We start from the raw sequence: 21118 nt of genomic DNA, 5'->3' as shown, positions 1-21118 counted from the left end.
CGTCGCCCCGCCAAGCCGTGGCTCCGTCCCAACACGGTGCCCACGCGCGAGACCCCCGGATTCCTCCGGGGGTCTCGTGTTCTCGTCAGAGGGCCGCCCAGATGGTGGCAAGCCTCGCCGCATCGGGCATCGGACAGTTCGCGTCGTACCAGCTCTGCGGCAGCGGCTCGTCCGCGGCCGCATACGTGTCGTCGACCGTGAACTCGCCCGAAGCGGGCGTGGGCGGGTTGTGCGAGACCACCGTGTTCGATGCGCTCGCGAAGTTCCATCCGCGAATCGACCCGGCGATGAAGCTGTCCGACGCCGTCGCATTGGTGACCGGATCCGTCGTCTTTCCCCACAGCGTGTTCTGCGCCGTCATCACATGTCGCCCGGCACCGATCGGGTAGCGCCCGGTGCCCCGCAGCCCGCCGATGAAAGCGGAATGCGCGAGGCTCACTCCGCTCGTGTGCTCCATCATGAGCACCTGCGAACTGGATGGAAAGAAGACACTGTCCTCGAAACGAAGGTTGCGGATCCCGCCGCTCCCGCTCGACCGGCTCGCCTGGACCGTGTCGCAGTGCGAGCTCGATCCCGCCGCCTTGTAGGCCGGCGCGACGTAGCAGCCGAGCAGCGAGACACCGTCGATCGAGTAGTTGTTGGCGATGCGGAACGCCATGCGATCCGTGTCGTCATCGACCTGATTCGGCAGCACGCACTCGACGAACTCAACCCCGCTCGTATTGGCGTTGTTGGCGGTGATGTTCAGCTGACCGACCGTCGACCATGCCAGCGCGAAGTCCTGAGCGTCTCGCACGAGCACCGCTTGACCGCTGAAGTCGAAGCCCACGACCGAGATCCCCGAAACGTTCACGAACGCGTAGCCGCGGCTGGACGCTTGAGCGATCGTGCCACTCGCGGTGACCGTGCCCCAGCCATCGCGCGGCACGACCAGCACGCGCCACGTTCGACCGCCCGCGTTGATGCTCTGCAGCACGCCGTAGTCGGTGGAACCCGCCCCGTAACCGACGTCGAAGACACCCGGCTTGACCGCGATCTTGATCTTGCCCTGCGGCTGCTGCTGGATGGCATCGGCGATCGCATTCTGGATCGTCCACCAGTTCGGCTCCACCTCCACCACGAGGTCGAAGGCGTCGCCCGGCTCGGGCGTGCGTGCCGGCCAGTGCGACCCGGCCGGGCCGTAGGCGCCGGACGCCGAAGCGGGTGGCTCCGGCACCGGCGTCGGCACAGGGTCTGTCGGCACCTCGCACGAGGGATCGATCGTCGCCGCGCTCGCGCGACCCGGCATCACCGCCTGCGCGACCCCGAAGGCCGGAACCGCGAGAAGTGCGGCACGAAAGACGTCGCGCCTACCCCAACCCGTCTTCTCTAAATGCTGCGCTGACTCCACGATCGCCCCAACCGTCGTCGAACACCATTGGGAAAAGAAGTACACCAGCGGGGCGGGTGTGACAAGAGTGAATATTCAGCAGCGTCAGGCGAGGGCGGACCAGACCGTCGAGAGCCGCGCCGCGTCGGGCAGCGGGCAGTTCGCGTCGTACCACTCCTGGGGGAGGAGATCCCCTTGCTCGCCGTACGTCGCGACGTCGACGGTGAACGCCCCCGTTGCAGGCGCGGGGGGCGTCTCATCGGTCGTGATCACGTCGGCGACGCTGTCGAACTGCCAGGACTCGCGGATGGAACCGAGAATCAGGCCCCCACTCACCGCCACTCCGGTCACCAGATCTCCCTGGGAGACCGGCTGCCCCCACAGGGTGTTCTCCCCTTCGATGAGATGAAGGCCGTCTGCGATGGGGTAGCGTCCGGTACCCCGAAGGCCCCCGATGAAGGCGCTGCGCACCAGCGACACGTTCTGCGTGTGCTCGGCCATGAACACCGCGGAGCTCGACGCGTAGAATACCGAATCCTCGATGCTGATATCGCTCACGTTGCCCGCACCGGATGACCGGCTGGTCTGAAGCGTGTCGCAGTGCGCCGAAGAGCCCGCGACCTTGTAGGCGGGCGCCACGTAGCAGCCGCGCATGCTCACGCCCGAGGCGGAGTAGTCGTTCGCCACACGCAGGGCCATCCGGTCGACGCCGTTGTCGGTGAGGTCGGGCAGCACGCACTCGACCATCTCGACGTCGGACAGCCCGTCGTGATCATTGGACGTGCCGTTCAATCGCCCGAAGGTGGACCACCCGATCGCGACGTCTCGGCAGTTTCGCACCACCACACCGGTCGTGCTGAAGTCGAACCCGATCAATGCGACGCCGGCGAGGTTGACGAAAGCGTAGCCGGCCCCGTCGGCAACCGTACCCACACTCGTCACCGAACCCCAGCCGTCGCGCGGGGTGACAAGAACGCGCCAGTCCCGTCCCGTCGAACCGACATCTCGCAGATCACCGGTTCTCGTCGATCCGGACCCGCCGCCTGCACTGAACGCGCCCGGTCGAACGAGGACCTTCACCTTGCTCGTCGCCCCGGCAGCGGCGATCGCCGCGGCGATCTCGCTCCACACCGGGTCTACCTCGACAACCGAGTCGAACGCGTCATGCACCCAGGGAGTGCGGGTGGGCCAGTGGGAGCCGTCGGGGCCGAAGAAGCCGCTGGGCGCGTTCAGCTGCGGCGCCGGTTCGAAGAGCTCCACGGTTGCGCCGCCGCCGCCGGCCTCCAGCGGAAGCGAGGCGGTGAGGGTTGCGGTGCGGTCGACGTCGCTGCCGAGCGCACTCGTGACGATGTACACGGTGAAGGAGGACAGCGCGTTGCCATCGCCCAGCACGATGACCGCGTCAGCGCCCGAGTATTCGATGCTTCCCGGCAGAGCCGGTTCGGTCAGCACGGTCTCGGCGGTCGGCGTGAACCCCGCTGCCGAGAAGATATAGGTGCCGGCCGGAAGAGCGCCACCCTCGACCGTCTCCACCCGCAACGCGGGGTACTCCCCGACGGTGTCCACCGAGGCGGTGGACGGTGTCACGGTGGGTGAGACCGTCATCGCCGGGACCACCGTCGTCGAGACGATGACCGGTGCCGCCCAGGCACCGGCTTTCAAGAGTGTGCGTCGGTCCATACCGATGCCTGACAGTTCCACGATCGCCCCAAATCGGTCGTCGGATGTAGGTGCTGCACGCGAAACCCTAGAGGAACACTGCGCCGGATCTCGGTACATTCTCCCGGTGAAACGCGGAATTCACATTGACAGCGCCGTCGGCGCCTGATCAGACGCTCGTCGTCACCACGTATGCTGGAGGCCGTGCCTGCTCCATCCCGTTCCCCTCGCGCCCCGCGTGGACGGGCGGCACAGCCGGCAAGGCGTTGTACCGTCGCTCTCATCCATCCGGCACGGAGGCCGTGATGCGAAAGGGAACCGTGATCGCCGTACTGCTGACTCTCGCCGTGCTCGCCGCCGTCGCCACGGGCATCGTGCGACGACTCGACATCGACGCGCTCCGCGAGCGCGAGCTCGACGACTGGGCCGAGACCGCATCCCGCTGAGTCACGTTCGGCACGCTAGAGTGCCGGAAAACACGAATGGGGACTCGTGGAACTCCGTGACTACCTGCGCATTCTGCGCGCGCACTGGATGGGCGTCGCGCTGCTGACGATCCTCGGACTCGCCGTCGCGCTCGGGTGGAGCCTCCTTCAGCCGCGCATGTACACCGCGAGCACCAGCGGGTACGTCACCGCACAGGAGTACGCACAGAGTTCCGGCGGTGGATCGCCGCTCGTCGGCGACCAGCTCGCCCGCAGCAAGGTCACCTCATACCTCGACATGGGCACATGGCGGGTCGTCGCGGAGTATGCGATCGACGAGCTCGGGCTGGAGACGGCCCCGGAATCGCTCGTGCACCGCGTCGACGTCTCGAACCCGCTCGACACCGTCGTCATCCACGTCGACGCCACGGCCTCGTCCCCCGAGGCGGCCCGCGATCTCGCCGAGGCCTGGATCCGCGGAATGACCGCCGCGATCGACCAGATCGAGGGCGACGGCACCCCCGGATCCGCCGCCGTCACCCTCATCCCCGGCGACTCCGCCGTGCTCCCCACCTCGCCATCGTCGCCGAACATCGAACTCAACGTCGCCCTCGGCGGACTCATCGGCCTCGCCCTCGGCATCGGGTATGCAGTGCTGCGCAGCGTGCTCGACCGCCGCGTGCGATCGGCCGACGACATCGAGCGCGAAACCGGCGCATCCGTGGTGGGCACCCTCCCCCTCGAGCGCGACCTCGACAATCACCGCGAGGTGCTCTCGTTCGCCACACCCGACGCCCGCGCACCCCGCACGGCGCTCACCGAGGCGATGCGCGAACTGCGCACCAACCTGCGCTTCATGGACGTCGACAACCCACCGCGCTCGATCGTGGTGACCAGTCCCCTCCCCGGTGACGGCAAGTCGACGACCGCCGCCAACCTCGCCATGAGCCTCGCCGCCGCCGGCGAGCGCGTCGCCTTCGTCGACGCCGACCTGCGACGCCCCGTCGTCGCGAGTCTGTTCGGCCTGCCCGAGGGCGCCGGCCTCACCGACGTGCTCTCCGGCCGGGCACGCGTGCAGGATGTCGCCCACACCGTCGGCGCCGATCGCAACCTGCTCGTGCTGCCGGCCGGGCGCATCCCGCCGAACCCGAGCGAGGTTCTCGGCTCCCAGCGCATGCGGGAGCTCGTCGAGATGCTCACCACGCACGGGCTGGTCATCATCGACACCCCACCGACCCTTCTCGTCAGTGACGCCGCCGTGCTGAGCGCGTCGACCGACGGCGCCCTCGTGGTCGTGTCGGCTGGACGCAGCACGTTCGAGATGCTGGAGAAGTCCCTCGAGAACATCTCGCGCGTCAACGGCCGGGTGCTCGGCGTCGTGCTCAACAAGATGCCGCGGCGGCGCGGCGCGCAGGACTACTACGGCTACGCCCCGGCGACCGGCACCGAGCCCGAAAACGCGTCAGCAGCTCCCCACGGCTGGACGGTCGTCAGTGGGGTGGGTGGCGCCGCACCGCGCTCGAATCGCCGCCCCGGCGTGTAAACGTCATGTGACGGACGGCGGCGCCCCGTCCACCCGGGGGTACTGTCGGCCCTGTGCAGCCGACGTCTCTCCGCCGCCGGTCGCGGCGATTCCCCGCCACCGCTGTCCGCGGGGCGATCGTCGTGGGGGCGGTGATGAGCGTGATGACTCTGGCCGGGTGCGCGGACACCCCGCCACCCGAGCCCACGCCGACGCTGAGCAGCGCACCGACGACGCCGCCCGTCGACACGAGCAGTGTGCGGACGCTCATCGACAGCGAGCGCTCGACACCCGACCTCGTCGTGGGTGAACCGGCTGAGACCGTCGGCGGGGAGAGCGCGGTGCAGGTGTCATACGACAGTGGCGGCGCGAACGTCACCGGCGTGCTCCGCATCCCCGACGCGGACGGACCGGTTCCGATCGTCGTCGTGGTGCACGGCAGCGTCGACCCGGAGGACTACGAGACCGGGCGCGATCTCGTCCCGGAACAGCGAGCGCTGCTCGACGCCGGATTCGCCGTCTTCGCCACCGACATGCGCGGCTATGCCGGATCCGATTCGGCCGACACCGCGGCGAACCTCACCATCGATCCAGGCTTCGGCTGGTCGACGGTGCTCGACTGGGGCATGGCGCTCGATGTCGTGAACGCGCTCGAGATCGCCCGAAGCGGGCAGATCGACGGCGTGGATCCCGATGCCGTCGGTCTGCTGGGGCATTCCCTCGGCGGTCTTCTCGCTCTGGATGCGGCCGTGATCTCGCCGGGCGCGTCGGACCTGGTCATCGCGATGAGCGCACCGGCATCCGACCTCGGTGAGGCCCTGGGTCAGGTCGCCGAAGACGACCCCGACCTCGCGGACGAACTCGCCGCCGAGGGCATCGGCCTGCCGGACGAGGACCCGGAGTACTGGGCCGACATCTCACCGGCCACGTTCTTCGACCGAGCGACCGCGCCCTTGCTGCTGCTGCACGGATCGGCCGACGACGTCGCTCCCGCGACGTGGGCGCAACAGACCGCCGATGCGTGGACGGCCACGGGCGGCACCGCCGAGGTCGTGGTTCTCGACGGGGGCGACCACCACCTCGAGCCGCGCCGCAGCGAGGGAGACGACATCATCGTCGCTGCTTTCGACGCCGTGCTGCGCTGACTCTGCGGGGGCAGAAATCCGTCACATGTCCGTCATGAAACGATCACGTGACGAACAGGTTCCCCCTGCGCTCAGCGGTCTACAGTGAACGCAGCGATGCTGCTTGGGGAAGCATCGCTTTCTTGTGCCAGTGGGGAGGCGCATATGGATCGGCCGCGTGTTGCGGTGATCGTTCGGTACGGACTGAATCCGAACGCCTGGGAAGAGCGCCATCGACGTGGTGAGGTCGCGGACAGGACTCCGTACGGGTACCACCTCGCCGAGTCGGCCTTCGACCTGGAGTGGTCGACCGACCGCGTCGAAGGCTCCACCGCCCGCTGGTGGCGCATGACGGTCAAGCGCGTGCTCGGGTTCGACTTCATCCACGTGTGGCGCAACCGAGACGCCATCGCCCGCGCCGACGCGGTGTGGACGCATACGGAGCGGGAACACCTCGCCGTCGCGCTGCTCAAAATGCTGCGACCTCACCGATATCGCGCGGCGAGCATCGCGCAGTCGGTCTGGCTGTGGGACCTGTGGCCCGAGCTGTCCGGCATCCGCACCCGCTTCTTCCGCCACCTGCTTCGCCGGCACGCCGTCGAGATCGTGCTGAGCCGCATCAACCGCCACGACGCCCAGCACCTCGCGCCCGGTCGCACGGTGCTGCGCGTTCCCTTCGGCACCCACTTCGCCGATGCGGGCGAGCCGGGCGAACGTGCCGAGCCTCGCGTCGTGGTGGTCGGCAACGACCGGCACCGCGACTGGGACCTCATGGCCGGCGCCGCGCGCGCGATGCCCGGCGTCGCCGTCGATGTCATCTCACTGTCGGATGAGGTGCGCGCCCTCGACTGGGCACCCAACGTCACCGTTCGAAGCCTTCGGCAGGCCGACCTGCTCCGCACCCTGTATCGCTCGGCGACCGTGGTCGCCCTGCCGCTTCACGCGAACCGGCACGCCTCCGGCTGCACCGTCGCGATCGAAGCCCTGTCCGCAGGCGTGCCCGTGGTGGCCACGGATGCCGGCGGAATCGACGAGTACCTCGACGGCACCATGCACAGCGCGCTCGTCCCCCGCGGCGACCTCGACGCGTTCACCGCGGCAATCGCCTCGCTCGCGCGCGAGGGCGCCCGGGAGGACACCTCGCTCCCCCGCCGTCGCGGCCTCAGGGAGGTCGACTACATCGCGCGGCTGATCGCCATCACCCACGCCGTCCTCGCCGGGCGGCCCGTCGATCCGGCGGTCGAGGAGTTCGGCGCGATGAGCGGTGCAGACGACCCGGAGCCGGCACGTTGAGCGCCCTCGACTTGCTCCTGGCAGCGCAGCGCACCAGAGATCTCGTCTTCAGCAAGCTCGCCGCGGGCGGTTTCGCGAGCTTCGGACCCGCGTCGCGCATCCTGCTCCCCACCCGATTGTCGGGGGTGGCGAACGTGGCGGTGGGCGACCGGGTGCTCATCGGCGCCGGGTCGTGGCTCATCGTGCCCGAGCAGCGAGCGCCCGGACCGAACATCGTCATCGGAGACCGCGTGCGCATGAATCAGACCTCGATCTCGGGCGTGGAGCGCATCGACATCGAAGAGGGCGTCGCCATGGCGCGGGGCTGCTACATCTCCGACCACTCGCACGGCTTCGACGACCCCGACGCGTTCATCCGCGACCAGCCCCTCTCCCGCGTCGCCCCCGTGCGAATCAAGCGCGGCGCGTGGCTCGGGCAGAACTGCGTCGTCATGCCCGGCGTCACCATCGGCGCGGGCAGTGTCATCGGAGCCAACAGCGTCGTCACTCGAGACATCCCCGACCGCACCGTCGCCGCCGGAACTCCCGCACGAATCCTCAGGAGTCTGCCGTGACGCTCGCCGCATCCTCTCCCCTCCAGCCCGGCACGTCCCACCAGGCGCGCGACTTCGTCTTCACGTTCTCGTACGAGTCCTACGCCGACGCGCACAAGCGCGGCATGATGCGCCCGCCCGATCGCCTGGTGTCGACGCTCATCGACAGCCCCGAGGTGCGTCGCGTGCTCGTCGCCGACCCCTTCCGCTCGTGGATCACCAGCTGGGTGCGAGCGCTCGTCGACATCCGCCACCGGGCGCGCGAGACCGACAAGTTCCGCCACGTCAGCCCGATGCGCATCGCACGCGCCGACCCGGTGCGCGTCGACGACGTGGCCGAGGTGTACCGCGACTACGAGCGCATCGTGCGACGCGCGGCGGAGGCCGCCCAGCTCGAGCAGCCGGCGTTCGTGACGGCCAGCCCCCTCGTCGGCGGCTTCACCGGCCTCGACTGGACCGGCGGCGCGCTGTACTACGCCCGCGACGATTGGCTCAGCTCCCCCGCGAGGCGCCGCTACTGGCCGGCATACCGCGAGGCGTACCACCGCATCGCCGCCAGCGGTCGCGCGGTCGCCGCGGTCTCGCAGGAGATCATCGACCGCATCGAGCCGACGGGGCCGCACCGGGTCGTGCCCAACGGAATCGAGCCGCGGGAATGGCTCGGCCCGCAGCCGACGGCACCGGACTGGCTCAGCCGCATCCCCGGCCCCCGCGCGGCCTACCTCGGCACCCTCGACTCCCGCCTCGACATCGACGGGCTCGAGACCCTCGCCGTTGCCCGACCCGACCTGCACATCGTGCTCATCGGCCCGGTGCCCGACCCGTCGTACATCCGCTCACTGCGCGGCAGACCGAACATCCACATCCGCGGCGAAGTACGGCGTCAGGAGGTCGTCGCCGTGCTGCGCAATGTCGAACTGACGCTTCTCGCCCACCGTCGCACGCCGCTGACCGAGGCCATGAGCCCGCTCAAGGTGTACGAATACCTCGCCGCCGGCAGACCGGTGCTCGCCACCGACCTGCGCCCCGTCCGCGGCCTCGGAGACCGAGTGCTCCTGGCCGAATCCGTATCCGACTTCGTCGACCTGCTGGATCCCGCACTGGGAATCGGGCTCCAGGAAGAACCGGCGAGAGCGTCGTACATCGCAGCCAATGCGTGGACGGCGCGACATCGAGAAATCCTGTCGCTCCTGGGCGGCTGATCACAACCGCTCCGACCATGTCGGGGCACGAAACTCTGGGGGTTTCACAATGAGTACTGGGGACGTCTTGCTCGTCTGTTCCGGCGGCGGCCATCTGCGCCAACTCGCCGGATTCGCCGAACGCCTGGGCTACCTGCCCGAGAACCAGGTGTGGGTGACCTTCCGCAACGCGCTCAGCGAGTCACTGCTCGAGGGCCGCCGCGTCATCTATGCGCCGTTCACGGCCCCGCGCGACGGCAAGAACTTCGCCAAGCTCGTCGCGATGTCGGGGTCGGTCTTCCGCCATCACCACTTCGTCGAGGCGGTGAGCACCGGGTCGAGCCCTGCCGTCGCCTTCCTGCCGCAGGCGGCGATGCGGGGCATCCCCACCCACTACATCGAGAGCGCCGCGCGCGCCGACGGACCGTCGATGACGGGGAAGATCATCGCCAGGGTGCCGCGCATCAAGACCTATACGCAGTACCCGGCGTGGGCAGACCAGAAGTGGCAGTACCGCGGGTCGATCTTCGACGAGTACGAGCCGGGGCCGCGAGAGGTGACACCCCGCACACCGCGCAAGGCCGTCGTCTCCGTGGGAACGCAGGAAGGGTATCCCTTCACCGCGATGATCGAGGCGATCGTCCCGCTCGTGACCGACATGGACGAGGTGCTCTGGCAGACGGGCGACGCCGATGTTGCAGGACTCGACATCGACGCGCGGGTCGGCGTGCCGCACACGGAGTTGAAGGCCGCGATCCGAGACGCCGACGTCGTTCTCACGCACGCCGGCGTCGGGGCGGCGCTCACCGCCCTGGAGGCCGGCAAACATCCGATCCTCCTGCCGCGACGCGCCGAGCAGCACGAGCACATCGACGGGCACCAGATGCAGGTGGCGCGGGAGCTCGATCGTCGCGGGCTCGCCACCCTGCGGCTGCCGGACGCGCTGACCCGCGACGACATCATCGAGGCGGCGCAGCGCTCCGTCCGGGTGACGACTCCGCCCCCGTTCTCCCTGCTGCCCGCCGGCCGTGCACGCGTGAGCGGCTGAGGGGGCCGATGGATTCCGGGAACCTCGACCGACGCACCTTCCTGACCGGTGGCATGCTCCTCGCGGTCGGTGCCGCCGTGACCGCATGCGCGCCGTCGGATCCGCTCGTGGTGGTCACGCCCACGCCTCTGCCACCGTCGCCGACGCCCACCGGCAGCAGCCGGCCGGGGACGAGCGCGACCTTCGGGCCGAATGGCACGCACTATCCCGAAGAGCTGCCCTGGCTCGGTGACACCGCCGTGCACGAGCTCGAGGCGGAATGCGACTGGGTCGACATCGGCCGACAGCTGCAGCGACTCACCCCGCAGCGGGTTGCGGAGGGGGCCGTCATCCGTGTCGCACCCGGAAGCCTCCCGGGAGACGGTGCCACCTCATCCGCACGCCCCGCTCTCGGCGGATTCGGCGACCCGGAGTGGACCCGCAACGTGCTCATCTGCCCGAGAGACGGCTTCGGCTCGATCACGATCGCCGACGTCGGGATCCGCTTCGATCAGTGCTCGCGGCTGTCGCTGTTCGGCTTCGTCAGCGCGGGCAGCTTCGCCCTCACGCAGTGCACGAACATGCAGCTCGGCTGGAGCCGGTTCGCATCGGCCAACATCACCCGCGGCGGCGACGCGCTGGCCTTCTACGAGCTCGTGCTCGGATTCCGCCAGAACCCCGAAGACACCGTCGGCGTTCGACCGACCGAGTCGTTCCCCATGACGAACATCAGCCGCTACGGGTGCGTGTTCGGACCGTCGGTGAAACCCGCCGACAGCGACGCGCACTGCGACACCGTGCAGCTGGAGGGAACCGGCGACGGAGAGTTCGGCCCGTTCCTCAGCGTCGACTGCGTAGACTACGGCTCGTCGAACGCCGCGATGCTGCTGCACGATCGCCTCGTGAGCGCAGAGTACCAGCACTGCATGATCCTCGGCGAAGAACTCCCGTGGCGCATCTATCCGCTGCAGCCCGGCGACTACGAGGGCACGCCGAACGCCTTCTCCGGCGGATGCCGCGATGTGCGGCTCACCGACTCGGTCGTCGCCGGAGCGGTGGGGCGCATGGGTTTCACGATCGTCGAGAACAGCACCCTCAGCTACGAACCCGTCGACTCGCAGCAGCCGAGCCAGAGCGGAGCGTGGCGCGTCGACACGGGTGTCTCGGCGTGGAGCGCCGACGACATCATGTCGCGTCAGGACATCCCCGACTACGACGACGCCACGCTCGCGGGCATCTGGACCTGGTGAGCGGCCACCCTCACCGATCGCGGCTGCGCAGGTCACGGCGCAGGAGGCCGGCCGTGGATGACGCCGTGGGCGCGGGTTCCACGGGTCGCGAGTGGTGGGCCCGGGCCTCCGGCTCCCGCCGCAGCGGCTCGCTCTCCGCCGCCTCGGCGAACGTCTCGGGCTCCATCGGCTCGAGCTCCTCCTCGAGGATCGCCTCCGCATCCTGTTCCTGCTTCGGCGTCTTCGGCGCACGGACCCGCTTGACGAACTCGAGAATGCGCGCGACGTCGCGTCGATAGCCCGGGAGCAGGAACAGCGGGGCGACGCACACGAGCGCGGCCCCGCATCCGACCAGGATCTCGAGGATCGCCACGGGGCTCGGCACCAGGCGCGACACGAAGTACGACGCCACGAACGCGACCATCGCCATGACGGCCGGCCGGAGGATCGGCAGCACGATGTCGCTCCCGCGCACGAAGGTGCCGCGGATCGCGAAGGCGAATCCGGGAACGAGCAGCAGCAGGCTCATCACCCCGTAGGTGATGACGAGACCGTTCAGCCCACCCCACCAGATGCCGAACACGTAACCCGCGATGATGAGCGGCCGGGCGACGAGGTCGTAGACGAACTGGCGGTGCGAGTGCCCCAGCGAGATGTAGATCCAGGTTCGCAGGCGCCCGATCGCCTGCGCGAAGCCGGCGATGGCGAGGAGTGTGAAGATCGTCGCGGCCGTGGACCAGCCCGGACCGAGCAGCAGCAGCACGAGGGGCTGCGCGACCCCCGCGGCGATCGCGTAGGTCGGGAGCGTCAGGTACCCGATCACCAGCGCGGCGCTGCGGATATAGCGGCGATAGCGTTCGCCCTCCTCACGGAGTGTGCTCAGCACCGGCAGCGCGACGCGACCGAGAGGCCCGTTCATCTGCTGCAGCGGCAGCAGGAAGAGCGCATACGCCCGCGAGTACTGGCCGAGGGCGGTCGGTCCGAGCGTCGCACCGATGATGACGTTGTCGAGGTTCTTCTCGGCGTAGCCGAGCAGCTCAGCCCCGAAGATGCTGCCGCCGGTGCCGAGCAGGGGCCACGTCTCCTTGACGATGCGGGGTGGCCCGAACCGCGGTCGCACGATCGCCCACAGCACGACCAGGCGCACGAGGAACTGGGCACCGGCCATGGCCACGAGAGCCCAGAACCCCCACCCGAGGAACGCGGTGACGATGCCGACGACAACGCCGAACGCCATCGTCGAGACGTCGAGCGAGGCGAGCGTGCCGAAGCGCAGCTCCTTGGTCGCCCGGGCCTGCAGGGGCATCACGAGCCCGCTGAGGAAGACGCCGGGCGCCATCAGCAGGGTGATCTGCACGAGCCGCGGCTCGTTGTAGAGCGCCGCGATGAGCGGGGCACACAGCGCGACGATCCCGGCGAGCACCATGCCGATCGCCGCGGACAGCCACAACAGGCTGCGCCACACGCGTTCGCTGAGATTCTGCGCCTGGATGATCGCGCCGGTCATGCCGAAATCGCGCACGAGCTCGGCGATGCCCATGACCGCACCCACCATCGCGATCAGACCGAAGTCCGCGGGGGTGAGCAGCCGCGCCAGCACGATCGTCGAGATCATCTGGAGTCCGGCGCGACCCCACAGGCCGCCCATCGTCAGCAGGATGCCCCGGCTGGCCTTCTGCGCGAGATTCGCCGTACTCATGCCGCACCCACGCGCGTGGTGTCATCCCGCGTCCAGGCGATGTCGGCACGACGGGCGAGGAGCCGTCGCGCGCGTCGGTGCGCGGTCAGGTAGACGCCGGCGTACACGGCGAAGCCGATCCACAGGCCGGGGCGCCGCCACACCCGGCCCATGAGTGCCCTCGCACCGGTCGGCCCCACCGGCGGCGCGAGATGAGGGAACCTTTCGGCGAGCTGGCGGTTGCCCGCGGCGATCCGGGTGTTCCGGCCGACGAGAGCGCCCACCGTCGCGGGCGCGTCGACGCAGAAGTCGAGGTCGCGCGGAGTCAGACGTTCCTCCGGAGCGAACAGCCGCTGGATGAAGAGGTCGTCGGCGATCACATCCGGAAAGCGGTCGAAGCGGTCTCGCCCCGCAGCGGTCAGCATGTAGACGCCGGAGCCGATGTGTCCGCTCGCCCGGTAGTCGGTGAGCGCCCACACCCGGTAATACTGGCGCACCCACCACGAGCGAGACGGGGTCACCTGCATGGCCGGCGCCGCCACGAGGAGCGTCGCGTCGGCCTCGAGGCGGGCGGCGAGGGTGGCGAGCGTCGCTCCCGGGACGCGCACGTCGGCGTCGACGAACGCCACCGGATAGCGCACGACGGCGTCGCTCCCGAGGTTGAGTGCGGCGATCTTCGACGCCGTGCCGGTCTCGACCACGCGCACGCGGGGGTCGACGGCGAGCGCTCGCGACACCGTCTCGTCGGTGCAGCCGTTGGCCGCGACGATCACATCGATGTCGTCGACGGCGGAATCGAGAAGCCCGCGCAGCACGCGGGCGATGACCGCCTCCTCGTCGTGCGCCGGGATCACGACGCTCAGCGCGGTCATCCGGCCACCCGAGCCTCGAACACCGTCGCGTCGCGGGTCTTCGTCGCCTCCCACGTGTCCTTGCCCTCGGTCATGGCCCACGCCGCGACCCCGTAGAGGATGCTCAGCAGCAGCAGCGTCTGCATGAAGGCGAAGGCGTCGTAGAAGAACATCGCCGTGGCATATCCGACGGCCGATGTGGCGATCGCGAACGTGAGGAAGCGACGACTCTCGGGCGCGGACGAGCGAAGCGTGAAGCGCATCATCACGAAGACCGGCCAGACGAACAGGGCCACCAGACCGACGATGCCGAGCACGCCGGCTTCCAGCAGCGTTCCGAGCCACTGGTTGTCGAGAATCTGGGCGTTCGCGTCGTCGCCCACGACGATGCGGCTTCCGACGCCGGTGCCCGCGAGCGGATACTGCGCGAACTCGTCGAAGGCATCGGGAAGGTCGGCCAATCGCCCCTGCCCGGCCATCCCGGGGCTCGTCAGCTGCGAGGCGATGACCCCCTCGATATCGAACAGCGACAGCACCATCGTCTCGACCAGCTGCGGCAGAACGAGGCCCACCACCACCAGCAGCGGCAGTCCGATCACCATGAGGATCCCGGCGAGCTTCGGCCGGAACACCAGGAGGAAGAGGAACATCACCCCGAGGGTGACGACGCCCGTGCGTGAGACCGCGGAGAGCATCCCGACCAGCATCGCGCCGATCGCCGCCGTGTAGACGAGCTTGCGGGTGAAGGCGAACCGCGGCCACGGGCTGAATCTCATCAGGTAGATCGCGATCGGAATGATCATGCAGAACAGCACCGCGAGGGCGATCGGATGCTGCGACGAGGCGTACGCCCTCCCCCCGCCGGCGCGGAGCGATTCGGCGTCGTCGCGCAGGATCGTCAGCGGCAGGAACTGGTGGAGCATGAGGAAGATGTTCTGCCGCGTCAGGCGCTCGACGAAGGCGAAGAAGCCGACGAACGCACCGGCGAAGACGATGACGTTGAGCAGGATCATCGTCACGAGCTCCGTCGAGAGCATCTGACGCGTCAGCACGATCACCGACAGCAGGAAGGCGAGCTGGAAGATGTTCGCGAAGCCGCCCGAGATGAGTTCGGTCTCCGTGAGGGTCACGGCGTTGACCATGAGCGAGGCGAACATCGCCCACAGGAAGATCGCGATGGGCCACCCCCACACGACCGGCTTGAGAGACGAGGCCCCTCGCCGGAAGATCGAGACGGCGAGCGCGATGAGCAGGCCGGCGATGAGCACCCGGTACGGCTCGAGGGCGAAGCCCACCTGGATCGGGAGGGCGTAGCGACGAATCGGGACGAAGAGCACGACCGCCGTGAGCACGAAGAGCATCGTGGTCCAGTTGAAGAAGCCGCGGCGCACCACGAACAGTCCCGCGACGACGAGCAGCACCCCGCCGATGATGAGCGGATCGAGGAAGAGCACCGCCACGATCACGACCGCTCCGATCGCTACCGCGAGCACGACGTCCCAGGGCCTGGTGCCCCGCTTCGGAGTGCTCGGCGTGAGCGAGTGCGCGGTGGTCTGAGAGTCGACCGACACCGAAGGCCCCTACGCTCGCGAAGCGGCGTCGTCTCGATTCAGCAGCTCATCGAAGTCGTCGTGAGCCGACCGGCGACGGCGAGAGCGCGGAGCGGCCTCCGCTTCGGCCGAACCTGCCCCGACGAGCTCCTTCTGACGCTCTTCGACGGGTTCGGGCACCTCATCCGCGTGTCCGTGAGGCACATCGTCCTCGTCGTCAGCGCCGGCGTCATCGTTCACGTCGTCCTCGTCGGATCCGGTCCGACGCCGACGGCGATCGCGAACGGCCTCGATGATGAGGGCGATCGCGACGAACAGCAGGAACACGCCGACGGTCACGACGACCACCGGGATGGCGGGGTTTCCGCCCTCCGGATCGCCCGCGACGGGGGCGTTCAGCTCGTCGAGACTCAGCCGGATGTCTTCGGCCACGCCCCACTCCTCCTGCTGGGCGAGGACCATCTCGCCGAAGACGGTGGTCGCCACGGCGGCGATCTCCTCCGCCCGCTCGGCCGAGGTGGCGACGCCGACGATGTCGATGATCGGCAGGGTCAGACGCCCCCCGAACTGCTCGTCACCGGCAGGCTGGGTGGTGCGGCGCACCGCCGAGATCCCCTCGCCGTCTTCGAAGTCGCCGGTGCGTGCGGCGACCTCGGCGGCCACCTCGTCACTCGACGCCATGTAGGCGAGGATGATCGCGCTGTCGGACAGGTTGATCGGCGTCGGGTCCTGCACGACGACCTCCTGCGCCTCCGGATCGTCGGACTGGGGCAGCGCCGTGGTCTCCCCCGGGATCTCGACCTGGAAGTAGTCCGGCTGCGGCGACGTCAGCAGCACGGTCGACGACGCCATATAGGAGCGGTCCGCTCGCGGCTCGATCTGGCCGTCCTCGACGGTGAACCCCGCCAGCAGGCCGGCCGCCACCGCGACGACGAATCCGATGATGAGCAGAACCTTCTGGTTCAGCAGTCGACGCAGATACGTAGGTTGTTCCATGGGCACCGTCACTCTCCCCCTGAGTTCAGCTCCATGACGATCCGACGTCCCCAGGGACCGGCACGGAGGCGGCGCAGTGCCGGGCCGCTCGACAACTTTCCCACCGCTGTGTTGCGTCCGTGTTAACACGGTGGGAAGACCGATCGCACAACGCCGCTGACGCTTGCAACCGGCACCGAAACCCGCGAATGTGAGTCGCGACGACGGCGCCGCTGGGGAAAACCGGTGCCGTTGACCTTTTCTGGGGGAAGGACACTGGGGTGGAGAACTCTCTCCAAACCTCGGCGGCGCGCAGCACGCCGCCGACGGCATCCGACGTGACGATCGTCGTCTGCACACGGGACCGCGCAGGCATGCTCGCCGGGGCTCTCGATGCCATCGTTCGCGCAACGCGCAGCGCCGAGATCGTCGTGGTCGATTCGGCATCGACCACGACATCCACCCGAGACGTGGCCGAGGCTGCCGGTGTCCGATACATCCGCTCCGACGTCCCCGGCCTCTCGATCGCACGGAACCTGGGGCTTGGCACCGCAGATCGTCCGATCGTGGTGTTCACCGACGACGACTGCGTGGTGGATCCGGGATTCCTCTCGCCGCTGATCGCGCCGTTCGCCGACGCCGCCACCGTCGGCGTCACCGGACGCCTCCGCGACCACGACGACCGATCCGCAGCACCCCCGCCGACCGTCGACGTTCTCACCCGCGTCGCGGACGGTCTGGATGCCGGGCACGGCGCACTGATGGCGTTCCGGCGGGACAGCGTGCTCGCATCGGGAGGGTTCGACCCCGTTCTGGGCGCCGGCCGGCGCTTCGGCGGCGCGGAGGACCTGGACATGTTCTGCCGCATCCTCACCGGGGCGGGGCGGCTCGTGCGCGTGTCGGCCGCCGCCGTGACACACGTCAACACGCGAGACGACGACGACTACACCACTCTCAACGCCGCCTACGGGCGCGGGCTCGGCGCGATGCTCGCGAAGTGGCGTCGCACGCACCCCGGGAGCAGCTGGACGCTTCTCGGCATCGTGGTCCGCCGCGTGGCGGTCGGATCCTTCCGCCGCGCCCGCACACGACGAGGGCGCGCTGCCCAGCGGGCCTATGTGGCGGGACTCCTCGCCGGGTTCTTCTCGGCGCGACGGCGCCCGGTCGACGGCGAGAACCTCGTCGACACCGATCCGCCGGAAGCCGTTCCCGCGAGCGGTGCGGGCGTCCGAGCAGAGGAGGTCGGGTCGTGAGCAAGGTGTCCGGAGTGCTGAGGTCGCTCGTCGATCCCCGCACGTATGCACAGGCGTTCCGGCTGCTTCACTTCGCCGCGTACTCGCACGTTCAGCAGGTGAGGCTGCTCGACCGCGGCGCCGAGGTCAGCTTCGCGCCCAACGTCTCGTTCCGCAACGCCGAACGCATCCGTCTCGGCGCAGGCACGCACATCGGGGAGCACAGCATCATCTGGGCGGGGAACGCCACCGGACGCATCACCCTCGGCGAGAAGTGCCTGCTCGCGCCGCACGTCACCCTCACGGCGTCGAACTACCGAACCGACCCCGGCGAATTCGTCATGGACCAGCCGAAGATCGAGCGGGATATCACCATCGGGCGTGACGTCTGGCTCGGTGCGAACACCGTCGTCGTGGCGGGGGTCACCATCGGCGACGGCGCGATCGTCGCCGCGGGCGCGGTCGTGACGAAAGACGTCCCGTCCGCCGCCATCGTCGGCGGCGTCCCCGCACGCGTGCTGGGATGGCGCGGCGGCACGGAGCCCATCGAGACCGGGCCCGTCGAGACCGGGCCCGTCGAGACCGGGCCCGTCGAGACCGAGCCCGTCGAGACCGAGCCCGTCGAGGACGCGGCATGAACGGCAGCGCGCAGGCGGCCGTGATCGTCGTCAACTACAACACGCGGGACGAGACGGCCACCGCGATCCGCACCCTGCGCGAGAACACCGCGACGTCGCTCGAGGTCGTGGTCGTCGACAACGGGTCATCCGACGGCAGCGCGGTCGCACTGCGGCAGGAGTTTCCCGACATCGCCGTCGTGGAGGCCGGCGAGAACCTCGGCTTCGCGGCAGGCGTCAACCTCGGCGTACGCCACTCCGCCGCTCCGTATGTGGTGCTCCTCAACCCCGACACCGAGGTGCTCCCAGGGGCGGTCGACGACCTCGTCGCGTTCGCACGTACCCACCCCCTCTTCGGCGTCTATGGCGGTCGCACCCTGCGTCCGGACGGAACGACCGACCCCAGCTCGTGCTGGGGAGCGATGTCGCTGTGGTCGCTCCTGTGCTTCGCGACCGGCCTGTCGACCGCCTTCAAACGATCCCGCGTCTTCGACCCCGAATCGCTCGGCCGCTGGCAGCGCGACACCGTGCGGGAAGTGCCGATCATCACGGGATGCCTGCTCCTGACGACACGCACGCACTGGGAGCAGTTGGGCGGAATGGACGAGCGCTTCTTCCTCTACGGCGAAGACGCCGACTTCTCGCACCGTGCCCGCGCTCGCGGACTGCACCCCGTCGTGGTTCCGTCCGCCACCATCGTGCACGCCGTCGGAGGGTCGACCTCTTCGAGTGGACGCAAGATGTGCATGGTCATGGCCGGCAAGGCCACGGTGCTCCGCACGTCGTGGCCGACGCCAGCGCGCGAGATGGGCATCCGATTCCTCGAACTCGGCGCGCTGCTGCGCCGCCGAAACCCCACCTGGGATGAGGTGTGGCGGCGCCGGGGCGACTGGCGCGACGGGTACCCCCGCGCGCGCAGCACCGTGTTCGGGCTTCCCTCCGCACCCGAAGATCCGTCCCGAACACACCGCACCGCCGCCACACCGACGTGAGACCCATCCGGCACCACCCGACCGAAAGATGACGATGATGACCGCTCCGCACACCACGCTCGTCGACGCGCTCCGTCACACCGCGCGCACCGTCGGCGAGACCCACGGGATCCTCTACTACGACACTCCGGATTCGTCGCGGCATCGTCGCTACGACGACCTCGACCGCAACGCGCGCACCGTCGCGCACGCCCTCACCGCACGGGGGCACGGCCTCGGCGACATGGCCGTCATCGGTCTGTCATCCGGCCTCGAGTGGGCGGACGCTGCCTGGGGCACCCTCTATGCCGGCATGGCCTTCATCCCCGCCCCCGTCGCCGGCTACGGGACCGGGGCGGTCATGGGAGAGCGCATCGCCGGGATGGCGCGCGCGGCCGAGGCGACCGTCTTCATCACCGACGCCGGCGTGCTCGAGCGCATCGACGCCGCTTCACTCGGGATGGAGGTGCTCCTGCTCGAGGAGCTGCTCGCAGAGGGCGACGCCGACGCATGGTCGATGCCTGCGCTGGACGGGGACTCGATCGCCTACCTGCTCTACACGTCGGGATCGACCGGCGACCCCAAGGGCGTCATCGCCACGCACTCCACGGTGCTCGGCACCGCAGACGCCGCACGGGACATGTGGGACAGCAGCCCACGGGCGACACTCGTCGGCTGGGCGCCGATGCACCACATCATGGGCCTGATGATGCAGGTCATCATCCCCGCGATCAACGGCGCACAGGCCGTGGCGACGGGCACCGAACAGTTCCAGCGCCGGCCGGTGATCTGGTTGCAGCTGATCAGCAAGCACGGCGGCACCATGAGCGCCGCCGGCAACTTCGCCTTCGCCCTGGTCACACAGCTGGCCACCGACGAGCAGATCGCCGAGCTCGACCTCCGCAGCCTGAAAGTGCTGTTCTCAGGCTCGGAGCCGGTTCGCCCCGAGACGCTGCACGCCTTCCTCGAAAGGTTCGCCTCGACCGGGGTGACCGAGCAGATGGTCGCCCCCGTCATGGGCATGACCGAAGCGAACATGATTTCCGGCAAGTTCCCGGACGACGAGCTGATGATCCGACGCTTCGACGCCGAGCGACTCGAAAACGGTCAGCTGGTGCCCGCCGACGGCGACGGCACCGTCGAGTGGGTCTCCTGTGGCCGTCCCACCGATCAGACGCAGGTCGTGATCGTCGACCCCGAGACACTGGAGCCCGTGCCGGATGGCATCGTCGGGGAGATCTGGGTCGCCTCGCCCATGGTCTCGCCGGGTTACTTCCGCCGACCCGACGCGACCGCCGAGACCTTCGGTCACACGATCGGCGGATACGACGGCGCATTCATGCGCACCGGCGACCTGGCCGCGATCCTCGACGGTGAGCTGTTCGTGACGGGCCGCCTGAAGGAGATGATCATCGTGCGGGGTCGCAACCTGTACCCGCAGGACATCGAGGCGGCCGCCCGCACGGTCTCGCCCGCGATCGGCATCGGAGCGGCGTTCGAGCTCACCGGGCACCCCTCGGTGGTCGGCGTCGTGCTCGAGGTGAACGAGGAAGCCCTCGCGGAAACGCAGGAGAGCATGGATGCCCTCGGCGCCCGCGTTCGGGACAGCCTCATGTCGCGAAGCTCCCTCCCCTCGCTCGCCGTGGCCTTCGTCACCGAAGGCACCCTTCCCCGCACCCCCACCGGCAAGGTGCGCCGCATGCCCACTCGTTCTCACATCGAGTCCGGCACGCTGCGCCCTCTCTACTCGTCAGGGTTCCGCCCAGTGCTCACTCCCGCCTGACGAGACTGCCGGGCCGGACACCCCACATCCCAGCGAGATCCGGCCCGGCAGGTCCCTCCCCGACCGCCACCACCGTTCATCATCCACCCTCGAAGGAGA

General features: G+C 69.2%; 17 protein-coding genes and 1 pseudogene. 12 read left to right on the top strand and 6 right to left on the bottom strand.

Going from position 1 to position 21118, the window contains the following annotated elements:
• Positions 1 to 85: 85 nt before the first annotated feature.
• Both ACGG9C_RS15160 and ACGG9C_RS15155 read right to left on the bottom strand, forming a co-directional pair.
• The gene (locus ACGG9C_RS15160) at positions 86 to 1243 is read right to left on the bottom strand and encodes a hypothetical protein (RefSeq protein ID WP_390178819.1); all 1158 of its coding nucleotides are present in this window, start codon (positions 1241 to 1243) and stop codon (positions 86 to 88) included.
• Between the two features lie 231 nt (positions 1244 to 1474).
• Entirely contained in the window at positions 1475 to 3049 is a 1575-nt protein-coding gene (locus ACGG9C_RS15155) for a hypothetical protein (RefSeq protein ID WP_390178818.1), read from the bottom strand.
• A gap of 284 nt (positions 3050 to 3333) precedes the next feature.
• Between ACGG9C_RS15155 and ACGG9C_RS15150 the strand changes: the two genes are divergently transcribed.
• From ACGG9C_RS15150 to ACGG9C_RS15115, 8 genes and pseudogenes are all read left to right on the top strand, one after another.
• Positions 3334 to 3474: a hypothetical protein gene (locus tag ACGG9C_RS15150; RefSeq protein WP_390178817.1), complete on the top strand. Its 141-nt coding sequence runs from the start codon at positions 3334 to 3336 to the stop codon at positions 3472 to 3474.
• 46 nt (positions 3475 to 3520) lie between these two features.
• Entirely contained in the window at positions 3521 to 4996 is a 1476-nt protein-coding gene (locus ACGG9C_RS15145; RefSeq protein WP_390178816.1) for a polysaccharide biosynthesis tyrosine autokinase, read from the top strand.
• Positions 4997 to 5049: 53 nt separating this feature from the next.
• On the top strand, positions 5050 to 6120 hold the full coding sequence (locus ACGG9C_RS15140; protein WP_390178815.1) for an alpha/beta hydrolase family protein: 1071 nt from the start codon (positions 5050 to 5052) through the stop codon (positions 6118 to 6120).
• A 144-nt stretch (positions 6121 to 6264) separates the two neighbouring features.
• Positions 6265 to 7392, top strand: a complete 1128-nt coding sequence (locus ACGG9C_RS15135) for a glycosyltransferase (protein WP_390178814.1) — start codon at positions 6265 to 6267, stop codon at positions 7390 to 7392.
• Positions 7393 to 7799: 407 nt separating this feature from the next.
• A pseudogene (locus tag ACGG9C_RS15130) lies at positions 7800 to 7887 on the top strand (DapH/DapD/GlmU-related protein); the annotation flags it as partial.
• A gap of 55 nt (positions 7888 to 7942) precedes the next feature.
• The gene (locus ACGG9C_RS15125) at positions 7943 to 9127 is read left to right on the top strand and encodes a glycosyltransferase (protein WP_390178813.1); all 1185 of its coding nucleotides are present in this window, start codon (positions 7943 to 7945) and stop codon (positions 9125 to 9127) included.
• Between the two features lie 49 nt (positions 9128 to 9176).
• Positions 9177 to 10154: a glycosyltransferase gene (locus ACGG9C_RS15120; protein ID WP_390178812.1), complete on the top strand. Its 978-nt coding sequence runs from the start codon at positions 9177 to 9179 to the stop codon at positions 10152 to 10154.
• Positions 10155 to 10162: 8 nt separating this feature from the next.
• The gene (locus tag ACGG9C_RS15115; RefSeq protein WP_390178811.1) at positions 10163 to 11383 is read left to right on the top strand and encodes a hypothetical protein; all 1221 of its coding nucleotides are present in this window, start codon (positions 10163 to 10165) and stop codon (positions 11381 to 11383) included.
• A gap of 10 nt (positions 11384 to 11393) precedes the next feature.
• Here the strand turns inward: ACGG9C_RS15115 and ACGG9C_RS15110 are convergent, their stop codons facing one another.
• Genes ACGG9C_RS15110 through ACGG9C_RS15095 form a run of 4 tightly spaced genes read right to left on the bottom strand, consistent with a single transcriptional unit; the run spans position 11394 to position 16437 of the window.
• Positions 11394 to 13061: a lipopolysaccharide biosynthesis protein gene (locus ACGG9C_RS15110; protein ID WP_390178810.1), complete on the bottom strand. Its 1668-nt coding sequence runs from the start codon at positions 13059 to 13061 to the stop codon at positions 11394 to 11396.
• Positions 13058 to 13912 carry a glycosyltransferase gene (locus tag ACGG9C_RS15105; RefSeq protein ID WP_390178809.1) on the bottom strand — a complete coding sequence of 285 codons (855 nt, stop codon included), beginning with the start codon at positions 13910 to 13912 and terminating at the stop codon, positions 13058 to 13060. Before ACGG9C_RS15105 ends, ACGG9C_RS15110 begins: the two co-directional genes overlap by 4 nt.
• Positions 13909 to 15462, bottom strand: a complete 1554-nt coding sequence (locus ACGG9C_RS15100) for an O-antigen ligase family protein (RefSeq protein ID WP_390178808.1) — start codon at positions 15460 to 15462, stop codon at positions 13909 to 13911. The genes ACGG9C_RS15105 and ACGG9C_RS15100 overlap by 4 nt, the downstream gene beginning before the upstream one ends.
• Positions 15463 to 15471: 9 nt before the next feature.
• Positions 15472 to 16437, bottom strand: a complete 966-nt coding sequence (locus ACGG9C_RS15095) for a hypothetical protein (RefSeq protein ID WP_390178807.1) — start codon at positions 16435 to 16437, stop codon at positions 15472 to 15474.
• A 260-nt stretch (positions 16438 to 16697) separates the two neighbouring features.
• Here ACGG9C_RS15095 and ACGG9C_RS15090 point away from each other — a divergent pair, with 260 nt between their 5' ends.
• Genes ACGG9C_RS15090 through ACGG9C_RS15075 form a run of 4 tightly spaced genes read left to right on the top strand, consistent with a single transcriptional unit; the run spans position 16698 to position 21019 of the window.
• Positions 16698 to 17669, top strand: a complete 972-nt coding sequence (locus ACGG9C_RS15090; RefSeq protein WP_390178806.1) for a glycosyltransferase — start codon at positions 16698 to 16700, stop codon at positions 17667 to 17669.
• Positions 17666 to 18286 (top strand): acyltransferase, encoded by a 621-nt coding sequence (locus ACGG9C_RS15085; protein ID WP_390178805.1) that lies wholly within the window; start codon positions 17666 to 17668, stop codon positions 18284 to 18286. The genes ACGG9C_RS15090 and ACGG9C_RS15085 overlap by 4 nt, the downstream gene beginning before the upstream one ends.
• Positions 18283 to 19257: a glycosyltransferase family 2 protein gene (locus ACGG9C_RS15080; RefSeq protein WP_286793328.1), complete on the top strand. Its 975-nt coding sequence runs from the start codon at positions 18283 to 18285 to the stop codon at positions 19255 to 19257. The genes ACGG9C_RS15085 and ACGG9C_RS15080 overlap by 4 nt, the downstream gene beginning before the upstream one ends.
• Positions 19258 to 19294: 37 nt before the next feature.
• Positions 19295 to 21019: an AMP-binding protein gene (locus ACGG9C_RS15075; protein WP_390178804.1), complete on the top strand. Its 1725-nt coding sequence runs from the start codon at positions 19295 to 19297 to the stop codon at positions 21017 to 21019.
• The last annotated feature ends 99 nt before the right edge of the window (positions 21020 to 21118 follow it).

It is taken from the genome of Microbacterium sp. MTN4-26, from assembly GCF_042846595.1.
GTDB lineage: Bacteria > Actinomycetota > Actinomycetes > Actinomycetales > Microbacteriaceae > Microbacterium > Microbacterium luteum.
Note: the sequence above shows the minus strand (reverse complement) of the source record. Positions and strands in the feature narration are given on the sequence as shown.

Bases quoted from the DNA above. Each gene is read 5' to 3' on its own strand.
- ACGG9C_RS15155 (WP_390178818.1), bottom strand. From the start codon at position 3,049: ATGGACCGACGCACACTCTTGAAAGCCGGTGCCTGGGCGGCACCGGTC.
- ACGG9C_RS15150 (WP_390178817.1), top strand. From the start codon at position 3,334: ATGCGAAAGGGAACCGTGATCGCCGTACTGCTGACTCTCGCCGTGCTC.
- ACGG9C_RS15135 (WP_390178814.1), top strand. From the start codon at position 6,265: ATGGATCGGCCGCGTGTTGCGGTGATCGTTCGGTACGGACTGAATCCG.
- ACGG9C_RS15120 (WP_390178812.1), top strand. From the start codon at position 9,177: ATGAGTACTGGGGACGTCTTGCTCGTCTGTTCCGGCGGCGGCCATCTG.
- ACGG9C_RS15115 (WP_390178811.1), top strand. From the start codon at position 10,163: ATGGATTCCGGGAACCTCGACCGACGCACCTTCCTGACCGGTGGCATG.
- ACGG9C_RS15110 (WP_390178810.1), bottom strand. From the start codon at position 13,061: ATGAGTACGGCGAATCTCGCGCAGAAGGCCAGCCGGGGCATCCTGCTG.
- ACGG9C_RS15105 (WP_390178809.1), bottom strand. From the start codon at position 13,912: ATGACCGCGCTGAGCGTCGTGATCCCGGCGCACGACGAGGAGGCGGTC.
- ACGG9C_RS15095 (WP_390178807.1), bottom strand. From the start codon at position 16,437: ATGGAACAACCTACGTATCTGCGTCGACTGCTGAACCAGAAGGTTCTG.
- ACGG9C_RS15080 (WP_286793328.1), top strand. From the start codon at position 18,283: ATGAACGGCAGCGCGCAGGCGGCCGTGATCGTCGTCAACTACAACACG.
- ACGG9C_RS15075 (WP_390178804.1), top strand. From the start codon at position 19,295: ATGACCGCTCCGCACACCACGCTCGTCGACGCGCTCCGTCACACCGCG.